This is a genomic window from Pontibacter mangrovi (genome assembly GCF_006385705.1).
In the GTDB taxonomy this organism is placed as follows: domain Bacteria; phylum Bacteroidota; class Bacteroidia; order Cytophagales; family Hymenobacteraceae; genus Pontibacter; species Pontibacter mangrovi.
The window spans coordinates 453,104-476,867 of the sequence record NZ_VFRQ01000001.1 but is presented as its reverse complement, the minus strand read 5'-3'; the positions used below and the strand labels follow the sequence as shown (position 1 = coordinate 476,867).

General features: G+C 53.2%; 19 protein-coding genes. 6 read left to right on the top strand and 13 right to left on the bottom strand.

The window, feature by feature from the left end:
- Positions 1-20 precede the first annotated feature (20 nt).
- From FJM65_RS02115 to FJM65_RS02105, 3 genes are all read right to left on the bottom strand, one after another.
- On the bottom strand, positions 21-1,721 hold the full coding sequence (locus tag FJM65_RS02115; RefSeq protein ID WP_239022790.1) for an ABC transporter substrate-binding protein: 1,701 nt from the start codon (positions 1,719-1,721) through the stop codon (positions 21-23).
- 93 nt (positions 1,722-1,814) lie between these two features.
- Positions 1,815-3,344 (bottom strand): glutamine-hydrolyzing GMP synthase, encoded by a 1,530-nt coding sequence (gene guaA / locus FJM65_RS02110; protein ID WP_140618924.1) that lies wholly within the window; start codon positions 3,342-3,344, stop codon positions 1,815-1,817.
- 199 nt (positions 3,345-3,543) lie between these two features.
- A complete protein-coding gene (locus tag FJM65_RS02105; RefSeq protein ID WP_140618922.1) occupies positions 3,544-4,092 on the bottom strand; it encodes a serine acetyltransferase in 549 nt (182 codons plus the stop codon).
- 254 nt (positions 4,093-4,346) lie between these two features.
- On the opposite strand from FJM65_RS02105, the gene FJM65_RS02100 reads away from it, so the two are divergent.
- The 3 genes from FJM65_RS02100 (at position 4,347) to FJM65_RS02090 (ending at position 8,794) form a co-directional block, all read left to right on the top strand.
- Positions 4,347-5,294 carry a manganese catalase family protein gene (locus FJM65_RS02100; RefSeq protein WP_140618920.1) on the top strand — a complete coding sequence of 316 codons (948 nt, stop codon included), beginning with the start codon at positions 4,347-4,349 and terminating at the stop codon, positions 5,292-5,294.
- A gap of 14 nt (positions 5,295-5,308) precedes the next feature.
- Positions 5,309-6,097, top strand: coding sequence for a DsbA family protein (locus FJM65_RS02095; RefSeq protein WP_140618918.1), 789 nt, complete (start codon positions 5,309-5,311; stop codon positions 6,095-6,097).
- Positions 6,098-6,199: 102 nt separating this feature from the next.
- A complete protein-coding gene (locus FJM65_RS02090) occupies positions 6,200-8,794 on the top strand; it encodes a phosphoenolpyruvate carboxylase (protein ID WP_140618916.1) in 2,595 nt (864 codons plus the stop codon).
- A gap of 13 nt (positions 8,795-8,807) precedes the next feature.
- Here the strand turns inward: FJM65_RS02090 and FJM65_RS02085 are convergent, their stop codons facing one another.
- The 5 genes from FJM65_RS02085 to FJM65_RS02065 form a co-directional block, all read right to left on the bottom strand.
- Complete coding sequence (locus FJM65_RS02085; protein ID WP_140618914.1) at positions 8,808-10,457, bottom strand: alpha-amylase family protein; 1,650 nt, start codon at positions 10,455-10,457, stop codon at positions 8,808-8,810.
- A gap of 73 nt (positions 10,458-10,530) precedes the next feature.
- Complete coding sequence (locus FJM65_RS02080) at positions 10,531-11,676, bottom strand: App1 family protein (RefSeq protein WP_140618912.1); 1,146 nt, start codon at positions 11,674-11,676, stop codon at positions 10,531-10,533.
- Between the two features lie 51 nt (positions 11,677-11,727).
- Positions 11,728-12,561 (bottom strand): M48 family metallopeptidase, encoded by an 834-nt coding sequence (locus tag FJM65_RS02075; RefSeq protein ID WP_140618909.1) that lies wholly within the window; start codon positions 12,559-12,561, stop codon positions 11,728-11,730.
- A gap of 203 nt (positions 12,562-12,764) precedes the next feature.
- Positions 12,765-15,614, bottom strand: coding sequence for a M16 family metallopeptidase (locus FJM65_RS02070; RefSeq protein ID WP_140618907.1), 2,850 nt, complete (start codon positions 15,612-15,614; stop codon positions 12,765-12,767).
- Positions 15,615-15,694: 80 nt separating this feature from the next.
- Positions 15,695-16,099 (bottom strand): hypothetical protein, encoded by a 405-nt coding sequence (locus FJM65_RS02065; protein WP_140618905.1) that lies wholly within the window; start codon positions 16,097-16,099, stop codon positions 15,695-15,697.
- A 726-nt stretch (positions 16,100-16,825) separates the two neighbouring features.
- Between FJM65_RS02065 and FJM65_RS02060 the strand changes: the two genes are divergently transcribed.
- The gene (locus FJM65_RS02060) at positions 16,826-17,914 is read left to right on the top strand and encodes a DNA topoisomerase IB (protein ID WP_140618904.1); all 1,089 of its coding nucleotides are present in this window, start codon (positions 16,826-16,828) and stop codon (positions 17,912-17,914) included.
- A 61-nt stretch (positions 17,915-17,975) separates the two neighbouring features.
- Here FJM65_RS02060 and FJM65_RS02055 read toward each other — a convergent pair whose 3' ends face one another.
- The 3 genes from FJM65_RS02055 to FJM65_RS02045 all read right to left on the bottom strand — a co-directional run bounded on the left by FJM65_RS02055 (position 17,976) and on the right by FJM65_RS02045 (position 20,642).
- Positions 17,976-18,665, bottom strand: coding sequence for a hypothetical protein (locus tag FJM65_RS02055; protein WP_140618901.1), 690 nt, complete (start codon positions 18,663-18,665; stop codon positions 17,976-17,978).
- 80 nt (positions 18,666-18,745) lie between these two features.
- On the bottom strand, positions 18,746-19,369 hold the full coding sequence (locus tag FJM65_RS02050) for a DNA-3-methyladenine glycosylase family protein (protein ID WP_140618899.1): 624 nt from the start codon (positions 19,367-19,369) through the stop codon (positions 18,746-18,748).
- A gap of 226 nt (positions 19,370-19,595) precedes the next feature.
- Positions 19,596-20,642 carry a threonine aldolase family protein gene (locus tag FJM65_RS02045; RefSeq protein ID WP_140618897.1) on the bottom strand — a complete coding sequence of 349 codons (1,047 nt, stop codon included), beginning with the start codon at positions 20,640-20,642 and terminating at the stop codon, positions 19,596-19,598.
- Between the two features lie 80 nt (positions 20,643-20,722).
- Here FJM65_RS02045 and FJM65_RS02040 point away from each other — a divergent pair, with 80 nt between their 5' ends.
- A complete protein-coding gene (locus FJM65_RS02040) occupies positions 20,723-20,914 on the top strand; it encodes a hypothetical protein (protein WP_140618895.1) in 192 nt (63 codons plus the stop codon).
- A gap of 112 nt (positions 20,915-21,026) precedes the next feature.
- Here the strand turns inward: FJM65_RS02040 and FJM65_RS02035 are convergent, their stop codons facing one another.
- Complete coding sequence (locus tag FJM65_RS02035; protein ID WP_140618893.1) at positions 21,027-21,527, bottom strand: metallophosphoesterase family protein; 501 nt, start codon at positions 21,525-21,527, stop codon at positions 21,027-21,029.
- Positions 21,528-21,615: 88 nt separating this feature from the next.
- Positions 21,616-22,650: a COX15/CtaA family protein gene (locus tag FJM65_RS02030; protein ID WP_140618891.1), complete on the bottom strand. Its 1,035-nt coding sequence runs from the start codon at positions 22,648-22,650 to the stop codon at positions 21,616-21,618.
- 148 nt (positions 22,651-22,798) lie between these two features.
- On the opposite strand from FJM65_RS02030, the gene FJM65_RS02025 reads away from it, so the two are divergent.
- Complete coding sequence (locus FJM65_RS02025; protein ID WP_140618889.1) at positions 22,799-23,572, top strand: creatininase family protein; 774 nt, start codon at positions 22,799-22,801, stop codon at positions 23,570-23,572.
- Positions 23,573-23,764: the final 192 nt, after the last annotated feature.

Sequence of the window (23,764 nt, the reverse complement as noted above, 5' to 3'; positions counted from 1 at the left end):
GTCTTTTGTGATGATCAGGGTTAAAAAATAGGGTTTACCACGGTCAACTCCAGGTTCTCCAGCTTCAGGAGCGGCACGTATTGGTTGTCCGGCTGCGCCTGGTTGCCTTGCGTAGGGGCGCTGTAGCCAATGCCACTGTAGAACACGCCGGGGTGCAGACCGGCGCTGGCTAGCTGTCCGTTAAACTGCGGCCCGTACTGGTGCAGCATCTGGCCAAAATAGAAAATCATCTCGTAGCCGGCGTAGGCATACTGCGATGGCGGCAGGTTATACTTGCTCACATACTTCTCGGTGAAGCTCTTGCTCACGGGGCTCAGCTTGTTTACATACTTTGGGCTGATGAAGTATACTTGCAGGTAGTCGAGTTGCTGCAGGGTGATCTGGTTGATGTCCAGCCAGCTGTCGTAGGTGATCAGCGGCAGTTCCGGCGCTTTGCCTTGCAGCAGGCTGGTGGCGTTCATGGCAGCAATCATTTTATCTGAGAAAACTGCCATGTGGCCCGTTCCTTCCAGCTTTAGATCACGGAAGGCGGCAGCCGTGGCCGTTGCCTCTTTGGGTTTGATCTTTTTGAACACCTTTATTTTGCCTCCAAGCTGCTGAAACTGGTTGCGGTACTGTATGGCAAAGGCACTGTCGGCCGGTGTGTTCTCGTAAAGTATAATGGCCGATTTGGGCGCAAAATTCTGGAAGGCATAGGTAGCAGCCTGACGGGCCTGCGTTGCCGCCGAGGACTCGAACAGGAAAACATTGTCATTGCCGGCCGCCATCTCCAGGTCCTGCGACAGCGGGTTAACGATGTTGATGTTATTCTTGGCTGCATAACGTGCTGCCACGCGCGCGGCCGATTTATAGACCGGGCCGATGATGAGGTCCATACTTTGCACCTCGGGTGTCTCCAGCACGCGCTTTACGCTGGCGGTGTCGGCGCCGGTATCGTAGCTGTACAGGTTTACGTTGATGCCTAACTGCTGCAGCGAGTCCTGCGCCAGCTTCATACCCGCATACATATCCGTTATAAACTGGCTTTTGCGGGCTGTGGTGGCGTAGTTCTGGTTTAGCTGGAAGGGGAGGAGCAGCGCGATATCGATGGCTTGGCGGTTCAGCGCCTCTTTGCTCAGGTAGCGGTTGCGGTCTAGCTTAAACTCCTGCACCAGGCTCTCCAGCATCTTTCTATCTTCGGGCTTGTACCAACCGCCAATTAATTTGTCGGCATAGATTTGAGCCACTACTTTATCGGAGCCATAACGCCGCATCAACTGCTCATACTTGGGACGGTCGTTCAGGCGGGTGAGGTAGTAGCGCTTCAGGTTTTCAGCGTCCTGGGCCAGCTTGGTGCCCTGCAGCTCCTGCAGTTTGCTCATGGCGCGCTCAAACTCGTTCTGCTCAAAAAGCACATTGGCCAGCAGGTAGTCGGCCTCTGCCATGCCTCCCCATTTGGGGTGTTGGTTTTGCAACTGCAGCAGCATTTCGTACGCCTCATTTGCTTTACCCGATTTTAAGGCGGCCAGGGCATAAAAGTATGATGCTTCGGGGGCATAGGCGCTGTTTGTGCCGATAAGTGGTCTAAGTTCAGCCATAGCCTGGTCGTTGCGTTGCTGTTGCAGCAGCACTTTACCGTTGCTGTAAGTAATGGCGGGGTCCTGGGTCTGGGCGAAGGCAGGCAGCACCAGCGCCCCACTAATGGCCAGGCAGGCTATGTGTTTCCGGAAGCTTTTGTTCATACTTTAGATAATTTCATATAAGCGAATGAGTGATTGAGATCTCCTTTTTATCGATTCGCTCAATCACTCATCCCTAATTTACTTATTTTATACTTATTCCCACTCAATCGTTGCCGGTGGCTTCGAGCTGATGTCGTATACGACGCGGTTTACGCCTTTTACTTTGTTAATGATCTCATTCGATACGTCAGCCAGGAACTCGTACGGCAGACGGCTCCAGTCGGCGGTCATACCGTCCACAGATGTTACAGCACGCAGCGCCACCACATTTTCATAGGTCCGCTCGTCGCCCATCACACCCACCGACTGTACCGGCGTGAGGATAGCGCCCGCCTGCCATACTTCGTCGTACAAACCTGACTTTTTCAGGTTGCTGATGAAGATATGGTCTACCTGCTGCAGCACGTGCACTTTCTCCGGCGTGATGTCGCCAAGTATACGGATGGCCAGGCCAGGGCCCGGGAACGGGTGGCGGCCGATGATGATGTCATCAATTTGCAGCGCCTTACCAACCAAACGCACCTCGTCCTTAAATAGTGTTTTCAGCGGCTCCACTACCTTCAGTTTCATAAAGTCTGGCAGGCCGCCCACATTGTGGTGCGACTTAATAGTAGCCGACGGTCCTTTCACGCTCACTGATTCAATCACGTCCGGGTAAATGGTGCCCTGCGCCAGCCACTTCACATCCTCAATCTGGTGCGCTTCGTCGTCAAATACTTCTATAAACACGCGGCCAATGGCCTTACGCTTCTGCTCCGGGTCTGTTAAGCCGGCCAGGGCGGTGTAGAACTTGTCTTTGGCGTCAACGCCTTTCACGTTCAGGCCCATGTGCTTGTAAGAATCCAGCACCGTTTCAAACTCATCCTTGCGCAGCAGGCCATTGTCCACAAAGATGCAGTACAGGTTCTTGCCGATTGCCTGGTGGATGAGCATGGCTGCCACGCTGGAGTCCACGCCGCCGGACAGGCCCAATACTACCTTGTCGTTACCCAATTGCTCTTTCAGCTCGGCCACGGTGGCATCAATAAACTGCTCGGAGGTCCAGTCTTGCTGGCAGCCGCAGATATGCACCACAAAGTTGCGCAGCAGGGTTTTTCCCTCTTCCGAGTGGGTTACCTCCGGGTGAAACTGAATGCCGTAGGTCTCCTGGTCGCGCAGCTTGTAAGCTGCCACGCGCACGCTTTCAGTGCTGGCTATGACTTCTATGTTATCAGGGATTTCCTTGATCGTATCGCCATGCGACATCCACACGACGGAGCCCAAGGTTAATTCTTTCAGGAGGCGGTCATGGTTGTGCAGTTCGCTGAGGCGGGCGCGGCCATACTCTCGGATTGTAGACGGCGTTACGTCGCCTCCGTGCTCAAAGGCAATGAGCTGCGCACCGTAGCAAACACCCAATACCGGCAATTTGCCTAAAAACTGGCTGAGATCAATGGTGGGATGTTCGTCATCGCGTACCGAGCAGGGGCTGCCCGACAGAATCACGCCTTTTACTTCATCTGTAAGTTCCGGCACATGGTTGTACGGGTGAATCTCACAGTATACGTTGAGCTCGCGCACCCTTCTGGCAATTAGCTGGGTATATTGCGAACCAAAATCGAGGATGAGAATTTTTTCTGGCATGCGCAAAGGTAAGGGAGTTTGGCTGTATAAGGCAATTTATTTTACCAGAAGATGCAGGCTGCGCCAACTCCGGGCTACCCTTAGCCATAAAATATCATCTGTTAAAGCGCTATACTGATACTTGCACAACTCGTAATTTCTACAAGCCTCCCCCAACTCTCTACCTTAAAGCAACCGGCGTTATCCTTACTCCACCAGCTTATACTTGTGCTGGCGCCATCTCGGGGTCAGGCGATGCGGCGGGTTGTAAAGGGGCAATGGTTTTTATCACCCGGGCCGGATTGCCCACGGCAATGGAGTTATCCGGAATATCCTTAACCACCACAGAGCCCGCGCCGATACGCACATTATTGCCCACCCGCACTTCGCCGATGATGCACACATTGGAGCCAAGCTCTACATTGTTGCCGATGATGGGCGAGCCGGAGTAAGAGCCGTCTTCGCGCCGTACGTTACCGAGCGTGGTGGAGTGCCTGAAAAAACAGTTTTCGCCGATAACGGTGCAGCCGTTTACCACCAGTGCATGGCCATGGCCGAGGTAAAAATTCTTGCCAACCTGCGTCCAGTGGGGCAGCTCGATACACAGGAACCACTCTACAAACAGTTTATAAAACGCGAGGTATGGGAGCCAGAGTACTCTGAAAAAGGTGTTGATAGAAGCAGGGCGTGCCAGACGGAAAAGCACCATCACCAGACGCCCCTTCAGGTTGCCTTTGTTTGCCTTCCAGTCCTGAAAAATGTATGACATAGTGAAATAAAGATGATAGGGTGAGTATAGCTTTACGCTATCCGCGGGGCGGGTGTTACTGTATTGTGGCGAGCAGAGTCGCAAAGATGATCCCATCTAAAACCTTTAGAATGGACAAGAAAATTAAGCAAGTATAGCTACCTATCTATTTAGTTATATAAGTAATTGTTAATTAATCTGTTAGCTAATCTTTTGTGCTGATGGTCTCGTTTACCAAAGCTAGACCTATTGTTTCATAAAAGAAAGGAGGACAAATGTTTTACCACGTAAAGGAGCTACAGTTTAACGCACGTGTGTCCAAACCCGATCCGGCTTTTGCCAGCCTGCTGCTAGAGCAGTTTGGCGGCGCCAACGGTGAGCTGAAAGCAGCCATGCAGTATTTCACGCAGGCTTTTGCCATGCGTCAGCCCCACCCCGACAAGTATGACCTGCTGATGGACATCGCCACCGAGGAATTTAGCCACCTGGAGATAGTGGGAGCGACGATTCAGATGCTGCTTGGGCCTATCAACGGGGAGCTTAAGAACGCGGCCGAGCAGGCCGAGATCATGCAGCTGCTGGACGGCAAGGCCAAGAAGGAGGATTTCATCCACAACGCCATGATGAATCCGCAGTTCTTTGTGCTAAGCGGCGGCGGCCCAACCGTTACCAATAGCCAGGGCGTGCCATGGAGCGGCTCTTATGTGACGGCTAACGGAGACCCAACCGTAGACCTACGCTCCAACATTGCGGCAGAGTCTCGGGCGAAGATCGTGTACGAGTACCTGATGCAGTTCACCGACGACCCCTATGTAAAGGAGACGCTCAGCTTCCTGATGACGCGCGAGGTGGCCCACTTCCAGATGTTTGAGGCGGCGCTGGAGACCATACAGCCAAACTTTCCGCCTGGGGTGCTGCAGGGAGACCCGCGCTACAGCAACAGCTACTTTAACATGAGTAACGGCGCCGACGCCAAAGGACCCTGGAACGAAGGCAAGAGCCCGGGCCTTGGGGAAACCTGGCAGTATGTGGAAGAGCCGTTCAGCCATGTGGTGGAAACCAACGGCATGGTTAACCACAAACCTACAGGCACAGACCGAACGATGGAGTCGGTGAGTAGCAAAGACAAAGCGTTGAGCAAAGAGCGCAGCCAAAAAGTGAAAGCAGCCGTACCAAGTGGAGAAAATCAGTGGTGTGCCTATCCACAAAATTCCATGAAGTAGGTTAAATATCGCTAATGGCTAAAGACGAAAACAAATTTTCAGACATTCAAGAGGCAGGGTCGGTGGAGGTTGTGTACTACACCGACCCTCTTTGCTGCTGGAGCTGGGCCTTGGAGCCGCAGTGGCGCAAGCTGCGCTTTATGTACAGGGGCAAAATTAAATGGCAGTACCGCATGGGTGGCCTCATACCCAACTGGGACAGCTTCAACGATCCCATGAACGCTATCAGCCGGCCGCTGCAGATGGGGCCGCTCTGGATGGAGGCAAAGTATATTTCCGGCATGCCCCTTCAAGATAAACTATGGTACGAAGACCCGCCGGCCTCTTCTTTTCCTGCCTGCATTGCCGTAAAGGCGGCGGGGCTGCAGTCAGGAGTGGCGGCTGAGAATTACCTGCGGCGGGTGCGGGAGGCAGTGATGCTGCACGGGCAGAACATTGCCAGGTGGGAAGTGCTGCAGCAGGTAGGCGAGGAACTTTCCGAGGAAAACCCGGAGATATTGGATCTTGATCGCTTCCAGGAAGATTTGAGCGGGCAGGAGGCGCGCCACGCCTTTGAAGAGGATTTGAAGCAGGTGCGGTTGCACGGCCTGTCACGTTTTCCGGCGCTCACGATGCGGCGCGCAGGGGAAGATAAGGGAGTAAAAATAGTAGGGTATCGCCCCTACCAGGCACTGGAAGAGGCGCTGCATGCCATTGCCCCGGACCTTCAGCCGGCACCGCACACAACCGATGAGACTGAGTACAGAAGGTACTGGCACAGCGCCACAGCACGGGAGGTAGAAGAAGCGCTGAAGCAGGAGTAAAACTTCCGCGCCTGCGGCAATAGCAGCAAGCTTTAACGTATAAATGCTTCTATTCCACATATTTTTTGCTACCTTAAAGAGGTAAAACATACTTGTAGCCCTATGAACACTTCTTCTACTCCGTCTCGCACCGACAACAACCTGGACACCTTTTTGACGCTTGTCGGCACACGATATGAGATGTACAACAGCCTGTTCTCTTCGCTGCCTTTTCAGCGGGTAGAAAAGACGGGGGTGCTGCTCTCGCTGCTGCTACTGCATTGTGAGGAAGGCTACAGCCGCCAATTGAGTCCGCAGGAGATCATCCAAAGCTTCTTCAGCCAGTACACCAGTTATACTTCCGAGCAGGAGCAGAACGATCTGCTGTTTCGGTTTGTGCAGTATGCCGAGCGGCAGGTGGTGCTGTTCGACGCCTTGGAGGAGGCAGCCTTTACCCAAACCCACGACATGCACGGCATCGGAACGCTGAAGCAGCTGGGGGCGGTGGTGGTGCAGGACAAACTGCAGGAGAAGCTGGCGGCCAAGCTGCGCGATTTTTCGGTGCGGATGGTTTTAACAGCACACCCTACGCAGTTTTACCCCAGCAGCGTGCTTGGCATCATCAACGACCTCTCCAAAGCACTTGCAGCTGATAACACCTCGCTGGTGCATTCTTACCTGAGGCAGCTGGGCAAAACGCCGTTCTTCAAAAAAGAAAAACCAACACCCTACGAAGAAGCGGTGAGCCTGATCTGGTTCCTGGGCAATGTGTTCTACCGTGCCGCCGGCAATATCATATCATACCTATCTGCGCAGTTTCCGGACGCGGTGCGGATGGGCTCCAAAATGGTACGCATGGGGTTCTGGCCCGGCGGAGACCGCGACGGCAACCCCTTTGTAAAAGCCGATACGACGCTGAAAGTGGCAGATGCGCTGCGCGGGGCTATTATACGGGCCTATTACATGGATGTGCGCAGCCTCAAGCGCCGCTTAACATTTAGGGGAGTGGAGGATGTGCTGCGCGACCTGGAAACAAGGCTCTACAACAACCTGTTTGTACCCGGTTACAAGCTGGACCTGAAACAAGAGCAAATAATAAGCTCGCTGCAGGAGATAAAAAAGCTGCTGATTGAAGAGCATAACAGTTTGTTCCTGAGCCAGGTGGAGGCTTTGCTGATAAAGGTAGAGCTGTTCGGCCTTTTCTTCGCCTCCCTCGATATCCGGCAGGATTCCTCGGTGCATGCGCATCTGTACGAAGAGCTGTCGGAGCGAACAAACTTGCTGCCTTCGAATTACCGGCAACTAACGGATGAGCAGAAAATCGAAGCGCTGTTGAAGGTGGAGGAAAGTATAAATCATGATCTCTTTGCCGAAGATGATCTGCTGCAGGATACGATTGCTAGTGTTCAGGCCATTAAAACCATACAAGAGCTGAACGGAGAGGAAGGTTGTCACCGGTACATCATCAGCCACTGCACCAGCGCATTGAATGTGCTGGAGGTTTATACGTTGTTCCGCCTGGGCGGCTGGCAACCAGAAGCCCTCACCGTGGATATTGTGCCGCTGTTTGAGACGATCACAGACCTGCGGGAGGCGGCCGAGGTGATGCGGGAGCTGTATGAAAACGAAAGCTACCGAAGCCACCTGGGCAGGCGCGGCAAAGTGCAAACCATCATGCTGGGCTTTTCGGACGGCACCAAAGATGGTGGTTACCTGATGGCCAACTGGAGCATCTACAAAGCCAAGGAAGCGCTAACGCAAGTGAGCCGGGAGTATGGCATCGAAGTGATTTTCTTTGACGGCAGGGGAGGGCCTCCTGCACGCGGCGGCGGTAAAACGCAGCAGTTCTATGCCTCTATGGGCAGCAACATCGCCAATAAGGAAATTCAACTTACCATTCAGGGGCAGACGGTCAGCTCTAACTTCGGGGCTGTGGGCGTGGCGCAGTATAACCTGGAGCAGCTCCTGTATGCGGGGCTCAGCAACTCCCTTTACAACAGGAAAAAAACGACGCTGAATCAGGAAGAAGATGCCCTGCTGCAGGAACTGGCAGAGGTGAGTTTCGGGGCTTACAAAGAGCTAAAGGAGCAGCCGGTGTTTCTGGAGTACCTTACCTACGTAAGCCCGCTCCGTTACTACGGCGAAGCCAACATTGGCAGCCGTCCATCCAAGCGCAAAGCAGGCAAACTCAACCTGGATGACTTGCGGGCGGTGCCATACGTGGGCTCCTGGAGCCAGCTGAAGCAGAACCTGCCCGGCTACTACGGTGTGGGGAGGGCGCTGGAAGAACTGCACCGCCGCGGAGACTGGGAGAAACTACAGCAGCTGTACAAAAGCTCCCTCTTCTTCAAAACCCTGCTCGATAACTGTGAAATGGCCATGAAGAAATGCTTCTTCCCGGTGACAGCCTACCTGGCAGACCACCCGAAGTATGGCCAGCTTTGGAAACTGATCTTTGAAGAGTATGAGCGCACCAAAAAGTATGTGCTGATGCTGGCGGAGGCTGACACCCTGATGGCAGATAAACCGATGGATGAAATGTCGATACAGATGCGGCAGCGCATCGAAATGCCGCTCATCACCATTCAGCAGTTTGCACTGGCTAAGATACGGGAACTGGAAGAAGCGAAGCCAGGCGACGAAGCCAAAAAAGTATACGAAAAGCTGGTGGTCCGCTGCTCCTTCGGCATTATCAACGCAGAGCGTAACTCTGCCTAACCTTGCGGCGGGGCTAACTCTTCTTCATCAAGTGGGTTAGCCCTTCTGCTCTGAACCACCTGTAGCCGTATGCTTCGAGGTTAATCGTATGGCGGCCTTTTTTGTCGGCAGTGCAGCTTTCCAGGCGCATGAGGTCTATGAGTTCTCCTATCTTTATCGTTTTCAGGTCGATGATCACCTCGCAGGCTTTTTCTCCGAAGTTGTGAAGGATGAGGAGCGAGCTGCCCTGCCAGTGGTAGTGCATGCCCAGCACCGATGGGTTGCCGGTGTCCAAAATTTCCCAATCGCCCCAACCTATTTCTGTGCACTCGTGGCGCAGGCGCACCATAGTGGTCATCCAGTTCAGCAGTGAGTCGGGAGTGCGGCGCTGCCTGTCTACGTTTACATGCTCATAACCATAAGGTCCTTTGTCAATCACCGGGTGAATAAGCTTGTCGGCCGCTGAGAATCCTGCCTGCTTGTCGGCTGACCACTGCATCGGCGTACGCACCGCGCTGCGCTCTTTCAGGTCCAGGTCGTCGCCCATGCCTATCTCATCGCCATAGCGTATTACAGGGGTACCGGGCAGCGAGAACATCAAACTGTAAGCCAGCTCGCTTTGCTGCCGGTTGCCCAGCATGGTAGAAAGGCGCCGGCGAATGCCGCGCCCGTACAGTTGCATGTCCTCATCAGGTCCAAAGCGGGCGAACACCTTTTGCCGCTGCTCCTCTGTAAGGCGCCCCAAGTCCAACTCGTCGTGGTTACGCAGGAAGTGCGCCCACTGCGACACCGGCGAATGCAGGCGCGTCTTCTCCAGGGCTTCTATGAGCGGGGCTGTGTCTCCGGTGGCCAGGGCGTAGAACAAGTGCTGGTTCACATAAAAGTTAAACATCATGTGGATGCCCTCGCCCTCCTCTCCGAAGTATTTCTTGGTCTCTTCGGGCAGCACGTTTGCCTCGCCCAAAAAAACGGCGTCGCCGCGCCGCCATTGCAGAAACCGGCGCAGCTCGCGCAGGTAATTAAATTTTAGCTCCGGCTTGGGAGGTCCGGGAGCCGGGGTTTCCAGCAGAAAAGGCACGGCATCCACCCGAAAGCCCGCCACGCCAAGCTCGATCCAGAAACCCATGATCCGGCAGATCTCGTCCCGCACTTCCTGGTTGTTAACGTTCAGGTCTGGCTGAAATTTGTAGAAGCGGTGGTAGTAGTAAGCCTTAGCTTTTTTATCATAGGTCCAGGTGGCTTCCTGCACACCCGGAAATACCATGCCCTCATCCCAGTCCGAGGGCTTCTTTTCTGACCAAATGTACCAGTCTCGAAGTTTGGCGTCTTTGCCACTGCGCGCATTCTGAAACCATGGGTGCTCGTCAGAAGTATGGTTCACCACCAGGTCGATAATCACTTTAAGGCCGCGCTTATTGGCCTGGTGCATAAACTCTACAAAGTTGCCGCTGGAACCGTGCCGCGGGTCTACGCCATAATAGTCTTTAATGTCGTAGCCGTTGTCTTTGTTGGGCGTGGGCTGAAAGGGAGCCAGCCACAGCGTGTCCACCCCCATGGCGTGCAGGTAGTCGAGGCGGCGGGCAAGCCCTTCGAAGTCGCCTACGCCATCGCCGTTGTAATCCATAAAGGTTTCCAGGTCGAGGCTGTAAATGATCGCGTTTTTGTACCAGAGCTCTTCTACCATGTGGGTGTTTTTTTATTTCAGTATAGAATTATAATGTATGCTTTAAAAGAAGCATGCGTATGCAACGAGCGTGTTAGGCTTCGTCGCCTTTTTCGTCTATTGCGGCCTCTTTCTCTACCTCCTGCACTTCTTCAGAATGTATAAAGCCTTTATCGGCGGCATGGGCGGCAGCGGCGGCCGTATTTTTAACCAGCACCATCTCCACCTTGCCGTCTTGCTTCAAGGCATCGGCAATTTTCTGCACCGCCTGGGTACGTTTGGCAATGTTCACGTCCCTGATGTAGATGGCCATGATGCGGCCTGGATAGTTTTTCACCACCTCGTGATAAATAGGCGCATCCTGCTGGCCGCTGTCCCCAATCAGCACAAAGTTCAGGTGTGGATAGGTGATCAGGATGTTTTCGATCTCTTTATACTTGTGGCTCATGTGGTCCGAGTGGCCCAGCTTGTTCTCGTCAATCCCAAAGTCGCGGAGCAGGAGCGGCCCCTGCGGAATCTCGTTGAGCTCCAGGAAATGATAGAGCAGGTCGTAATTGTTCCAGGGACTGGAGCTGACGTAGAAGAAGGGGTTGTTGCGCTTGCCGTTGCGGCCCAGTTGCAGCGAGCGGTAAAACTGCGACACCCCATGAAAAGGGATGCGGGTGTGCGCGTTGTTTAGCAGAACGTTTCTGCCCGTTTGGAGCAGGCTGGTGGCGCCGGTGCGCACAATGGTATCGTCGATGTCGGAGATAATGCCATACTCTGCGTCAGGCGGCGGCACCAGCACGTAGGCCGTTTCTGTAATGCCGGGCTCAAAGTTATGGACGGGGGCATCGGTCAGGGCAATGTCGATCGGATGCCAGATATCCTCCAGCTGCAGCGGCTTTTCAGGCTTCAGGTTCATCACAAAATAACCTTCCTGGTCGGTGGTGATGTGGTGCTCCTCGTTTTGCAGGCACAGTTGCACGCGCGCGTTGGGTATTTCATCGCTCTCGAAGCGTCGGTACATGTTCAGCAGGTTCTCCCAGGTTGTGTCATTTTCTTCGGAGTGGGTGATGCCTTTGTCGGTGAGCACGCGCCCTTTTACGTAGAGACGTTCCGGGGTGCCATAGCTGCGGTAGGTCACGATTTGTAGCGGGCGGTTCATGCGGAGCTTGTTCTTTAGCTCAAAGGTCAGCAGATCCAGTTTTTCCTCCCCACGAAGTATGGCTTTGGCCAGGTTGTGCTTTAAATTTTTCATAGTTTATACTTTAAAAGCCACTGCCTGCCGGTAAGGGCAGGCAGTGCATACTTATAGTCCTAGTGCTGATTTAAGCTGCTGCAGGTCACTGTCGGGGGCGGTGGAGGTGCTGCAGCCGCGCTCCTCTGCTCGCTGTTCTATGTTCTGAATGCGGTTGTCGGGGTTGGGGTGCGTGCTCAGGAACTCCGGCGTGCCTCCCTGCTGTGACTCCTGCTCCATTTTCACGAAAAAGCCGGCAGCTCCGTCGCAGGCATAATAGTCTGTGCCGCCCAGGTATTGCACCGACATCTCGTCTGCCTCGGTCTCAGCATCACGGCTAAACTTGAGTCCGGCCAAGGAGCCGGTAAGTTGGGTAGCGATCTGGCGCAAGGTGCTGGGGTTGTTTCCTAAAGCCACTGTCAGGAGCAGGGAAATGCCGTACTGGCGTTGCAGCTGTTTTACGCTGTGGCGCTTGTCGGCATGCGCAATTTCGTGGGCCAGCACGCCCGCCAGGTGGTCCTCATCATCCAGGAACTTGAGGATGCCCGTGAACACGTAAATATGGCCGCCCGGTGTGGCAAAGGCGTTAAGCGTTTCATCATCTTTGATGATCTTGACCGTCCATGGGAATTCCTGCTGGTATTTTACCTCGCCGGAGGTGAGTACGCGATTCACGATACGGTCCAGGCTCTGATAGGCTTTCTGCACATTCGCATTGGAGCTGTTGCGCTCCAGCAGCGTGCCCTGTGCGCGGTACGTGGAGTCTACCTCCTCGGCCACCTGCTGCCCCAGGTTAATATCATCCTGAATAGAAAAAATGACGCCATCATTTCCGTCGCAGCTGCCTAAAAACAGCAAGCTTACAAGTGCCAGCAACCATACTGGCAGGTACATTGGTTTTTTCATGTTATAGTTAAGGGTTCTAATGGGTGCAACGTGCAGCACAGGTGTTCTTGTATACTTTGATGTTAAACGGCCACTGCATCGCCCATAGCATCCTGCTTTACGATAGCCGGCGCTGGCAGGGTTTCAGATAAACCTCCGATAAAACTATACAAAATAAAAGAGCCCCCGCAAGGCGGAGGCTCTTTGCTTACAGAAAAAGCAATTTATTTGGCTGAGGTGCTGCCAATCGGGTTGCCGTCAGTGTCCAGTTCCACGATCTCGTAGTGCAGGGCCTCCAGCTTCGGTAGCACCGTTTGCTTGTCGCCCACCACCACAATGTGCATGTTGTTTACCGGCAGGTTTTTGGCGGCCAGTGCGTCAATCTCCTGCTTGGTGATGTTCTGCAGTATATCGGTCTGCTTCTTCACGAAGTCCTTTTTCAGGTCATACTCCAGGATGCGGCCCAGGAAGCCAGCCTTCTGGTAGGGCGTTTCGTATTGCCTGGCATCCGCCTGGCCAATAGAGCTCTTCATGAACTGAAGTTCATCCTCTTTGATGCCGTTCTTCTGGAAATCGGTAAGCTCTTTCATGAACTCGGTTACAGACTCGGCCGTAGCATCGGCACGTACGCCTGCCGAAGCAGTAAACGGCCCAACATACTCGCTGCCGCTAAAGTAAGAGCGGGCTCCATACGTATAGCCTTTGTCTTCGCGCAGGTTCAGGTTGATACGGCTGTTAAAGGCACCTCCCAGGTTGTAGTTCATCAGGCCCAGTTTGTAGTACTCGCCGGTGGCGTCATAAGGTTTGGCCATGTACCCAATGCGGATCTCAGACTGCGCCGCGCCCGGCTTGTCCACCAGGTAAATGCGGGTCTTTTCGACAGCAGGTGTTTTTACATCGGCAGGCAGCTGCACGCTCTTTTTCTTCCATTTCTTCAGGAAGTCGAGCTTGCCGGTCAGTTCTTTTTCAGAAATGTCTCCAACTACCACCAGCTGTGATACCGACGGAGAATAGTTGGCGTTGTAGAACTGCTTTACGTCCTCCAGCGTGATGTTTGCCACTGTCTCTTCGGTGCCCGCTGCCGGGATGGCCATGATGTTGCCCTCGCCGTAAAGCAGCTTGCTGTATACATTGTTGGCGATGGCCGTTGGCTGGGTAGCCTGGTTGGCGATGGCCTCCAGCTGCTGCTTTTTCAGGCGGTCAAAATCCTCCTGCGTAAACTTGGGACGGAACAGACGCTCTTCGAGCAGGGCCAGTGTCTTATCCAGGTTCTTCTTCAGCGATTGCACCATAATGTAGGTTTCGCTGCTGCCCGAGCCGATGCGGATGGAGCTGCCCAGCTTGTCCAGCTCGTTGCTGAACTCCTCGGAAGTATAGTTTTCTGTGTCCTCGTTCAGCATGTCGGCTGTCAGGGAGGCAATGCCAGCTTTTTCGGGTGTCTTCGCTTCCAAGCGGTGGCCGCCCTTAATCGAAAGCTGCAGGGTTACAGTTGGGAGTTCGTTGGAATTGGTGCCGATAAACTCCAGCCCGTTTTTGAACTTGCCCGTGTAGTAATCCGGAACAGCCACTACCGGATTTTTGCCGGACGTTGGCCGCTGTGTGCGGTCAAAGGTATCGACAGCTTTTGTATACTTCAGGCCGCTGTACTCGTCTGCACCGGCAGTGTAACCCTCCTTCGAGATGGTATAGTTAACCGCCTTCGCCAGTAAATCGGACTTACCTTTTGGCACCACGCTAAGTATAACGGCAGGCTTGCCTTTGATGTACTGGTTGTACACGCGCTGCACATCCTCCTTTGTAACGGCCTGTATGCGTTTCAGCTCCTCCTGAATGTAGTTCGGGTTGTTGCGGAAGGTCTCGTAATAAGCGAGTTGGGATACTTTGCCGCTCACGCTGGCCATGCGGTTGATCAGGCTCGACTCGGCCTGCGCCTTAAAGCGTTGCAAGTCCTCATCGTTGATGCCGCGTGTCTCAAACTCAGCGATAGATTTGCGCGCCAACTCCTCCGACTGCGCCAGCGGTGTATTCGGGTATGCCATTACTGTAACACTAAACTCCCCGGACAGCTCAGAAGTAGAGTTGTACACAGAGGCTTGCATGGCTTTCTGCTCCTTCACAAAATTCTTGTAGAAGATGGAGGTTTTGCCCTGGCCCAGGATCTCGGCCAGCACATCCAGCGCCGGCTCATCCTTGTGCCCCGACTCCGGGGTAGGGAAGGTCATGCGCAGCATCGGGAAACGGATGTTGTCCTCGTAGCTCACGTAGCGATCCTTGTCAAGCTTGGCTACCTGCGGCTTCATGTCCTGCACGGCAGGTCCGGCAGGTATGGACCCGAAGTATTTCTCCACCAGCTTCACCACTTCCTCCGGCTTCACGTCGCCGCCCACAGTAAGCGTAGCGTTGTTTGGGCCGTACCAGCGCAGGAAGAAGTTCTTCAGGTCGTTCACGTTTACGCGGTTAAGGTCCTCGATATAGCCGATAGTGGTCCAGGAGTAGGGGTGGCCATAGGGGTAGAGGTTCTTGGAGGTCATCTCGTAGACCAGACCGTAGGGGCGGTTGTCGTAGTTCTGGCCGCGCTCGTTCTTCACCGTCTCGCGCTGCACCTCAAACTTTGGCTGCGTTACGGCGTCCAGCAAAAAGCCCATGCGGTCAGCCTCCAGCCACAGAGCGGTGGCCAGTTGGTTGCTGGGGATGGTTTCGTAATAGTTGGTGCGGTCGCGGTTGGTGGAGCCGTTTAGCGTGCCACCCGATTCGGAAACGATCTTGAAGTGTTCCTCGTCGGCCACGTTGTCGGAGCCCTGGAACATCATGTGCTCAAAAAAGTGCGCGAAGCCAGACTTGCCCACTTCCTCGCGGGCAGAGCCAACGTGGTAGGTTACGTCCACGTGCACCACGGGGTCGGAGTGGTCTTCGTGCACGATCAGGGTAAGGCCGTTCGGGAGTTTATACTTTGTATAAGGAATCACCAGCTCGTCGCCTTGCCTGGTAACCTTTTCTACGAGTTTGGTCTGAGCTTCGGCTACGCTTACCACACTAGCGGTAAGCAGGATGCTCAGCACGGTTTTGTTCATCATGTGCTATAATGTTTAGGTGAATGTTTACCTAACAATATAGCAAATGGGAGGTGAAATTTGAAAATAATATAGACGAACCGCTATTTTGTTTCGCTGAAAACTTGTTTAGCAAACATCACGGAAACCGTAAGGGTAAGCAGTGAAATGACCAGCATGGCTGTGGTGAGCAGAAACGCCATCCCTGCGGTTTCTGTTGCGTCTGGGCCTTGTGGCTGCTGCACAATGCTGAGCAGGCGGATAAAGTAGGTGGCAGCACGCCATCCTAGCAGCAGCGTAAGCAAACCGGCCTCTATCGTGCCAAGTATGAATCCCCAGCGTTTACCCCTGTTCAGAAAATGCCCTGCTGTCAGTCCTATCAGGCCACCGGCAGCGCCTGTGAAAAGAGCAGTATTGGCTTGTTCGCCGGCCAGGTCTACGGCCACAACACCGCAGCCAAGCAGAAAGAAGCCGAAAAAGGCATAGAGGTAGGATATGTTCTTGTGCATGTTTTTGATACAAGTATAAAGCGGCTGTAAAGATAGAGGAGAAAACGGAAGTATGAAATGGCGCTGGTTGCTGATGCTGCGAACAGGCTGTATTTCCCTAGCCTTCTCTGGCGCAAGGCCTCATTTAGCCGGCGCTTCCTGCAACGTGAACTCAGCTATCTTTTCTAGCTTCTGTTTATCCTCAGTCTTTCATTCCTTTCGCTGCATTTCCAACTTTGGCTCCCTCCGAGGCCGGGAGGCCTCGTCCTGGGGGTAGGGGCCCTCGATTAGGGCATCGCGCTGTCTACATTTCCTTTGCTCCTGCGTCGCAATGCCTCGCTGTCGCTCGTCACCGGAAATCTAGAAGGCGCTCTTGTCGAGGGCCCCTAACCCCACCCAAGGACTGGGATAAATTCAATAGCCACAGCTTATGCAACCAGAACCTAGCTCCCTCCCCTGTTTTTAGGGGAGGGCTGGGGTGGGGTAAATTCCCCTACTCTGGACTACCGAGAACGGGAGTTCGAAGGTAGCGAGCGTAGCTCTAAGGGGTGGGTTAATTGTCTGCAGAAATCTCCCGGCTTGTTTCGGGGGAGGGATAGGGTTACGAAGGTAGGCACAGGTAGTAACCTTTACGCGCCATTCAGCCAGCTATGAAATTTATACGTCAGCCTAGCAGAAAATAGTACAACTTTAGCACCGAACTAAAGTATGAATCTCTGAGGCCGTGTTAAGAAGAAGCCTCTGACGATGACGAAAAAAGAAATTCACGAACTATACGCTGACCCAAGTAAGTCGGCAGCCTGGGCTGGCCTGCGCTATACTTCTGATGCCAAGCCAGGGTATACCCGCAAAAAAGCCGGTAAAGGATATTATTACCTTGATGAGAAAGGCGAAAAGATAAGCGATGAAAAAAAAATATCCAGACTGCAGGGGCTGGTTATTCCACCGGCCTGGACCGAGGTATGGATCTGCAAGTCTCCCAATGGGCACCTGCAGGTAACGGGGCGCGACGCGAAGGGGAGAAAGCAGTATATTTACCATCCGCAGTGGCAACAGGCCCGCAACCTGACAAAATTCGGTCGTATGATCGAGTTCGGGCAGGCGCTTCCGAGGCTTCGTGAGCGGCTGGAACAGGATATCAGCTCTCGCCAACTGGACCGCCATAAGGTGACGGCCCTTGTACTCACCATCATGGACAATGCACTTATCCGGATTGGCAACCGGAACTATGCAAAGGCAAATAAATCCTACGGACTAACCACATTGCGCGATAAGCACGTGAAGATAAACGGCAGCAGCTTAAAGTTCTCTTTTGTAGGCAAAAAAGGGGTGGCGCAGGAAGTAGACCTGAAAGACAGGCGCCTGGCCCGGCTGGTTAAAAAGTGCAGGGACATTCCTGGTTATGATTTATTTCAGTACTACGACGAGAACGGGGAGCGGCAGACGCTGGAGTCGGGAGATGTGAACGAGTATCTGCGCGAGGCCACCAAGTATGATTTCACGGCGAAAGACTTCAGGACCTGGGGCGGCACGGTGCGCATGGTAGAGTGCTTGGAAAATGTACTGGACGAGCAGCCTGAACTGGACAAAGAAAAAGCCATTAAAGCCGCTGTAAAAGATGTTGCCAATGGTTTGGGCAATACACCCAGCGTTTGCAGCAAATACTATATCCATCCGGAGGTAGTAAACCTTTTCCGGGAGGACAGGCTGATGAACTACCTCAAGCGCCACGATGCCACCAAGCCAAAATCAAAATACCTCTCGGGTACCGAAGAACTGGTGCTGAAGATGTTGCAGCGGGTGGCGAAGGAAAAAGAAAAGAAGGTGGCGGCGTAATTTATACTTTATACTTGTCCGGTTTGCCAACTTCCGGATTGGTCTCAGCCTGAAGTATAAATCAATAGCTGATTTCGTAAAAAGCGGTATCGCGCTCTACAAGTGGGATACGGATTCTTTTGTTTTCTGTAGCGCTCTCTGTTGTTACTTCCCAACTTAGAAGAACGAATGGGGTTCGTTTAAAGTAAAAGCCGCGCAATAGCTCTGCCGTTGGAACCACTGCATTGTAGTTAAAGATTTCTGCACTATACATCGTTCCAGGAAATGGAGGGGCCGATGCATCGTGCGGATATGAAAGTGTTACTTTTAAATCTTTATCGGGACTAGCTGCGGATGTCTTGTTTATATTTAATTTGAGATAAGAGGCTTTGGCCAAGTAGGTGTCCAGCACATTTCGTTCATGTGGCTTTATCAGTTTACCTATCGCATCTTTCACCTCCACGTATCCCACTTTCTCAGGAGCCACCCAATAAATTGTTTGGCCCTCACGAGATTTTTTTGCAAAGCTGTACTCTCCTTTACTGTTGGTGCTCCCTTCTATAACTTCAGGTGTTGTAAGACTAGTTTCACTCGAAAAGCCATTCCAAATCAACAAGTTTACTTTCGTGTCGGAAACAGGTTGGCTTGTGTCTAGGTCTATTACTTTTCCGGTAAATGCGGTAGTACTTTCTTCTTTTTCGCAGCCTGCCAGTAGCGCCAGTAGCAGCAAGATGCCTGTAAGTTTGCTTAGTCTTTTTATGAGGTACAGCATAGGATTGCCTTTATATAACAGACACAATATCCTGATAAGGTATGACTTTGCAAACAATCCTACCTGAAAATATGTAGCCACTACTTCGGCATGTTATCCAACGACTGCCAGAGGTATTTGCTGGCAATGGTGCGGTATGGGCGCCAGTTTTCCGCAATTTGCTGCATCTGCAGGCGCAGTGCCTTGCCGGTAGCCTCCAGCCCATAGTGCCGCTTCATGGCGTTCTGTATCCCCAGGTCATCCACAGGAAAAACATCGGGCCGCTCCAGGGCGAACATGAGCAGCATCTCTACGGTCCAGCGGCCCACGCCTTTAATCTGCGTCAGGTGCCGGATCAGATCCTCGTCCTCCATGGCATCTATGGTGGCGTGCTGCAGGTTGCCTTCGGCGGCAAAGGCAGCCACGTTGCGCACATACCCAATTTTTTGGAAGGAGAGGCCGGCACTTCGCAATTGCTCGTCGGGTGCAGCCAGTACGAGTTCCGGGTGCGGGTACTCTTCAGGAAACAGCTCTCTGAACCGCCTGAAAATTACTGCCGCCACTTTGGTGCTCAGTTGCTGCGACACTATGGAACCCAATAGCTTAAAGTATAAATCTTCGGATCGGGAAGACTCCAAAGGCTGACTGTTTTGGATAATGCCGCAGATGATTGGATCAGCGGCAAAGGCGGCCATTATTTCAGGGGTAGGGAAGGAGGCATTCATAGTTTTTAATATTTATAGATATAGAGAAGAAGGTAATGCACCATGAAAGGGCAGACGCGCGCATCCTCGCTTGTGACCAGCTATCATTTGGGCGCTGGCCCAGTTGAGTTGCAAGCTCAATACCCTGGCAAGCTACAAGTAGAAAGCTTGCGGCAGGTTTATTTGAAATGAAGCGCCTCAACACCGATTCCTCCTTGAAGCTAGGGGTTGAGGCACTTCTAATATCCTACGCCTTCACCTTCTCCTTGCCCAGGGAAGCTAAAACCTGCAGCAGGTGTTGGTGCATCTCTTCGGTGATGTCCAGGTGCGTAACGAAGCGGATCATCTGCGGGCCGAAACTGGAGGCAATGATGTTATACTTCGCCAGTGCCTGAATAAAAGCTGCATCCGTTGTGCGTTCGTTCAATTTAAAGATAACGATGTTGGTCTCCACGGGCATCACATACGCTACATAATTTGTTTGCAGCAGTGCCTGCTCCAGTTCTTTGGCCCGGCGGTGGTCTTCGTGCAGCCGCTCTAGGTGGTTATCCAAGGCATAGATGCCGGCAGCGGCCAGGAAGCCGGCCTGCCGCATGCCGCCGCCCAATACTTTGCGCACTCTTCGGGCCCGCTTGATAAAGTCTTGGGAACCCAGCAAGACGGAGCCAACCGGTGCTCCCAGGCCTTTTGAAAGGCAAACAGAGATGCTGTCAAAGTATAAACCGTAATCTTTGGCAGCATCGCCGGAAGCGGCCAGGGCGTTAAATACGCGGGCGCCATCCAGGTGCAGGGCCAGGCGGTGGCGCTTACAAACTTGGGAGATAGCCGCAATCTCTTCTAAAGTATAAAAGGAGCCGCCGCCTTTGTTGCAGCTGTTCTCAAGGGCTACCAGCCTGGTTTCAGGGAAGTGCACATTGTCGAGGGGCCGGATGTTGGCCTCAACCTGTTGTGGCAGCATTTTGCCCCGCTCTCCGTGCACCAGCGCGGTGGAAGCCGCAGCGTTGAAGGCAATGCCCCCGCCTTCATATTGGTGAATGTGGGCCGTCACGTCGCAGATTACTTCGGTAAGCGGCTGCGTGTGCACTTTAATGGCGATCTGGTTCGTCATAGTGCCGGAGGGGCAGAAGAGGCCTGCTTCGAGGCCAAACATCGCGGCAGCTTTGGCTTCCAAGGCATTAACAGTGGGGTCTTCGCCGTATACATCGTCGCCAACAGGAGCGGCAAACATGGCCTGCAGCATTTCTGGCGTAGGTTTGGTTACGGTGTCGGAGCGGAGGTCTATTGTTTGTATCATGAATTTGCTTTCGGAAAAAACTTTACATTGTAAAAATAATAACTTACTTTTGCCCTTCAAATTAAAAAAACATTGCAACGATGGGAGTTACTAGACTAAAAAGAAAAGATCGCAAGAATAAGGCAAGAGCTAACAACAAGCAAGCTAAAATTAAGCAGCTGCTGCTGACGCCAGTTATCAAGAATGTTGACATGGATGAGCTGAGAACGCAGTTCGGTGAGGCTCCAAAAAACAAGCCAGCTGAGCAGAAAGAAGAAGCTGCCGCTGAGTAATCTTTATTTCCCGAGAGAGTAAGTCCATCTGCTGCCGCTGCTGTTTAAAGCGAATGGCGGCGGCTTACTAAACAAGACTTCAAGTGTGTTTGCTAAAGCAGGCACACTTTTTTTATGCCCGCTTGCCTAGCTCCACAACTTGAAGGTCCTGTACCTTGCCATCAGTTATACTAAACTTCACCATCGTCCGGACCTTGTGGAAGCCGTGCCTGCCTGCCGCGCCGGGGTTAATGTGCAGCAAATTTTTCAGGCTCTTGTCCGTCATGATTTTGAGGATGTGCGAGTGACCGGTGATGTAGAGCTGCGGCGGGTGCTGCTTTATTATGTTGCGCACGTCGGGGTGATATTTGCCCGGGTAACCGCCAATGTGCGTCATCAGCACGTCCAGACCTTCCGCCTCAAAGCGGTTTACCTTTGGGTGCACCTGCCGGATGGCTGCATCATCAATGTTGCCATACACCCCACGCAGCGGCGCCAGCTGCTGCAGCCTGTCCGACACTTCCATACTTCCAAAGTCCCCGGCATGCCATATTTCGTCGCGGTCGGAGAGGTGGCGCAGGATTTGGTCGTCGAGGTAGGAGTGGGTGTCGGAGAGGAGGCCGATCTTGAGCATGGCTTTCGTTGTTTTGGTGAAGATAGAAAAACTCCTGCCCCGGTTGCAAACCGGGGCAGGAGTTTTTACGCGCGCTCAGCTGTAAGGATTAACTCGCTACGATATACTTTAGGCGGTGCACCAGCAGTAAGGCCACGGCAAACAGCACTACGGCCACCACCTGGTGCAGCACGCCCAGGCCTACCGGCACTGCCAGCACCAGCGTTGCAATGCCCAAGGCTACCTGCGCCAGGCAGGCCAGCAGCAGGAGCTGCGTGTGCCGCTTCACGATCCGGATGCCATCTTCCCGCCATACGCGAAGTGAAAAGGATGCTACCGCTATCAGTACAAGTATGGCCACCCAACGGTGGGCGAACTGCACCACCACGCCATTCTCCAGCGTCTCCTGCCAATCTACATGCTGCCAAACACCAGACGGGAAAAACTCGCCCTGCATGAGCGGGTAGGTGTTGTAGGAAATGCCCGCTTTCAGCCCTGCTACAAAAGCGCCCAGTATAATTTGTGCCACGATGGCTGCAAGTATAATATTGGCTCCTAAGCTAAGCGTTGCTGCCGATGCAGAACGTTGCCGGGTTCTGCCATACTTTAGGTCTGCCACGGTCCATAGAATGACGCCGATGAGCGTGAGCGCCAGGCACAGGTGCGCCGCCAGCCGAAAATGACTCACGTGCGGGTTGTCAACCAGGCCGCTTTTTACCATCAGCCACCCCATCAGCCCTTGCGCCATGCCTAAAGCAAGTATAAACAGGAGCCGGCGCAGCAGCCATCCCTTTACCCACCCCTTCCATACGAAGTATAAAAACGGCAGTATAAATACGAATCCTATCAGTCGGCCGAGCAGGCGGTGCAGGTACTCCCACCAGAAAATCTGCTGGAAGCCTGCCAGCGTCATGTGCATGTTCAGCTTCTGGTACTCCGGAAACTGTTTATACTTCTCGAAGGCTGTGAGCCAGGCCGCGTGCGAGAGCGGCGGCAGCGTGCCCGAGAGGAGGTTCCACTCCACAATGGAAAGACCCGAGCCGGTAAGCCGGGTAATGCCCCCGATCACGACCATGGCAAGTATAAGTATGGCCCCGCTCAGGAGCCAGTAGATGATATTCCTGTTGTTGGCTGAAGTTCTCATACGCGGCAAAGGTCCGCCAAAGAAAAATTATTTATGCTGACAATTGTCATTGCCTGTAAAGATTACACCTCTTACAAAGCCAATGGAAAAAGGAAAGTATAGTTTGGCTGGAAATCTTATCTTTACCTTGAACTCAACATAAAACCGCATGAGACCATACATTTTAGCTGAAACGAACTGGAAAGCACTGAAAGAACAGGAAGTGTCCTTGGCTGTACTGCCCTGGGGAGCCACGGAGGCCCACAACTACCATTTGCCCTACGCTACCGATGTGATAGAGGCGGACGCCATTGCCGCGGCCTCTGCCAAGATAGCCTGGGAGCGCGGCACGAAAGTGATGGTGCTGCCTACCATTCCGTTTGGCGTGAACACAGGCCAGGCAGACATTAAACTGGACATCAACCTGAACCCAAGCACCCAGCTGGCCATACTGGATGATATTGTGGCTGTGCTGAACAGGCAGGGCATCAAGAAGCTGCTGGTCATTAACAGCCACGGCGGCAACGATTTTAAGCCAATGCTGCGCGAGTTGGGCCTGCGCTACCCGGAGATGTTTCTGGTGAGCTGTTTTTGGATACAGGCTGCCGACCGCAAGAAGTTCTTCAGCGTGCCCGGCGACCATGCCGATGAGATGGAAACAAGCCTGCTGCTCCACCTGCGCCCGGACCTCGTGTTGCCTTTGGAGGAGGCAGGAGAGGGCAAAGAGCGTAAGTCCAGGATACGGGGCATACGCGAAGGCTGGGCCTGGGCGGAGCGGCAGTGGTCTATGGTGACGGAAGACACCGGCGTCGGAAATCCTAAGGAAGCCACCCCCGAAAAAGGAAAGGCGTTTTTGGAGGCAGCCGCAGCCAACATCGCCGACCTGATGGACGAGCTTGCAACGGTTGACATAAACGATCGCTATGCGGACAGCAATGCCTAGGAAGGAATGCTTAAATCGCTGGCTTACTTTTGTTTAGCCTAAACCCGTATAACCCAAGTATAGCCAATGGTGTAAAATGGGTAGCATCCCGGTTATGTATGATAATAGCAGGAGGGTCGCATCTTTTGCGGGGATGCAGATATACCTAGTGCGATAGTTGCAGATAATAAACCATAATCTGAACTTCGCACT

Excerpts from the sequence above, each read along its gene's own strand:
- FJM65_RS02115 (WP_239022790.1), bottom strand. The coding sequence starts at position 1,721 with ATGAACAAAAGCTTCCGGAAACACATAGCCTGCCTGGCCATTAGTGGG.
- guaA (WP_140618924.1), bottom strand. The coding sequence starts at position 3,344 with ATGCCAGAAAAAATTCTCATCCTCGATTTTGGTTCGCAATATACCCAG.
- FJM65_RS02105 (WP_140618922.1), bottom strand. The coding sequence starts at position 4,092 with ATGTCATACATTTTTCAGGACTGGAAGGCAAACAAAGGCAACCTGAAG.
- FJM65_RS02100 (WP_140618920.1), top strand. The coding sequence starts at position 4,347 with ATGTTTTACCACGTAAAGGAGCTACAGTTTAACGCACGTGTGTCCAAA.
- FJM65_RS02095 (WP_140618918.1), top strand. The coding sequence starts at position 5,309 with ATGGCTAAAGACGAAAACAAATTTTCAGACATTCAAGAGGCAGGGTCG.
- FJM65_RS02090 (WP_140618916.1), top strand. The coding sequence starts at position 6,200 with ATGAACACTTCTTCTACTCCGTCTCGCACCGACAACAACCTGGACACC.
- FJM65_RS02085 (WP_140618914.1), bottom strand. The coding sequence starts at position 10,457 with ATGGTAGAAGAGCTCTGGTACAAAAACGCGATCATTTACAGCCTCGAC.
- FJM65_RS02080 (WP_140618912.1), bottom strand. The coding sequence starts at position 11,676 with ATGAAAAATTTAAAGCACAACCTGGCCAAAGCCATACTTCGTGGGGAG.
- FJM65_RS02075 (WP_140618909.1), bottom strand. The coding sequence starts at position 12,561 with ATGAAAAAACCAATGTACCTGCCAGTATGGTTGCTGGCACTTGTAAGC.
- FJM65_RS02070 (WP_140618907.1), bottom strand. The coding sequence starts at position 15,614 with ATGATGAACAAAACCGTGCTGAGCATCCTGCTTACCGCTAGTGTGGTA.
- FJM65_RS02065 (WP_140618905.1), bottom strand. The coding sequence starts at position 16,099 with ATGCACAAGAACATATCCTACCTCTATGCCTTTTTCGGCTTCTTTCTG.
- FJM65_RS02060 (WP_140618904.1), top strand. The coding sequence starts at position 16,826 with ATGACGAAAAAAGAAATTCACGAACTATACGCTGACCCAAGTAAGTCG.
- FJM65_RS02055 (WP_140618901.1), bottom strand. The coding sequence starts at position 18,665 with ATGCTGTACCTCATAAAAAGACTAAGCAAACTTACAGGCATCTTGCTG.
- FJM65_RS02050 (WP_140618899.1), bottom strand. The coding sequence starts at position 19,369 with ATGAATGCCTCCTTCCCTACCCCTGAAATAATGGCCGCCTTTGCCGCT.
- FJM65_RS02045 (WP_140618897.1), bottom strand. The coding sequence starts at position 20,642 with ATGATACAAACAATAGACCTCCGCTCCGACACCGTAACCAAACCTACG.
- FJM65_RS02040 (WP_140618895.1), top strand. The coding sequence starts at position 20,723 with ATGGGAGTTACTAGACTAAAAAGAAAAGATCGCAAGAATAAGGCAAGA.
- FJM65_RS02035 (WP_140618893.1), bottom strand. The coding sequence starts at position 21,527 with ATGCTCAAGATCGGCCTCCTCTCCGACACCCACTCCTACCTCGACGAC.
- FJM65_RS02030 (WP_140618891.1), bottom strand. The coding sequence starts at position 22,650 with ATGAGAACTTCAGCCAACAACAGGAATATCATCTACTGGCTCCTGAGC.
- FJM65_RS02025 (WP_140618889.1), top strand. The coding sequence starts at position 22,799 with ATGAGACCATACATTTTAGCTGAAACGAACTGGAAAGCACTGAAAGAA.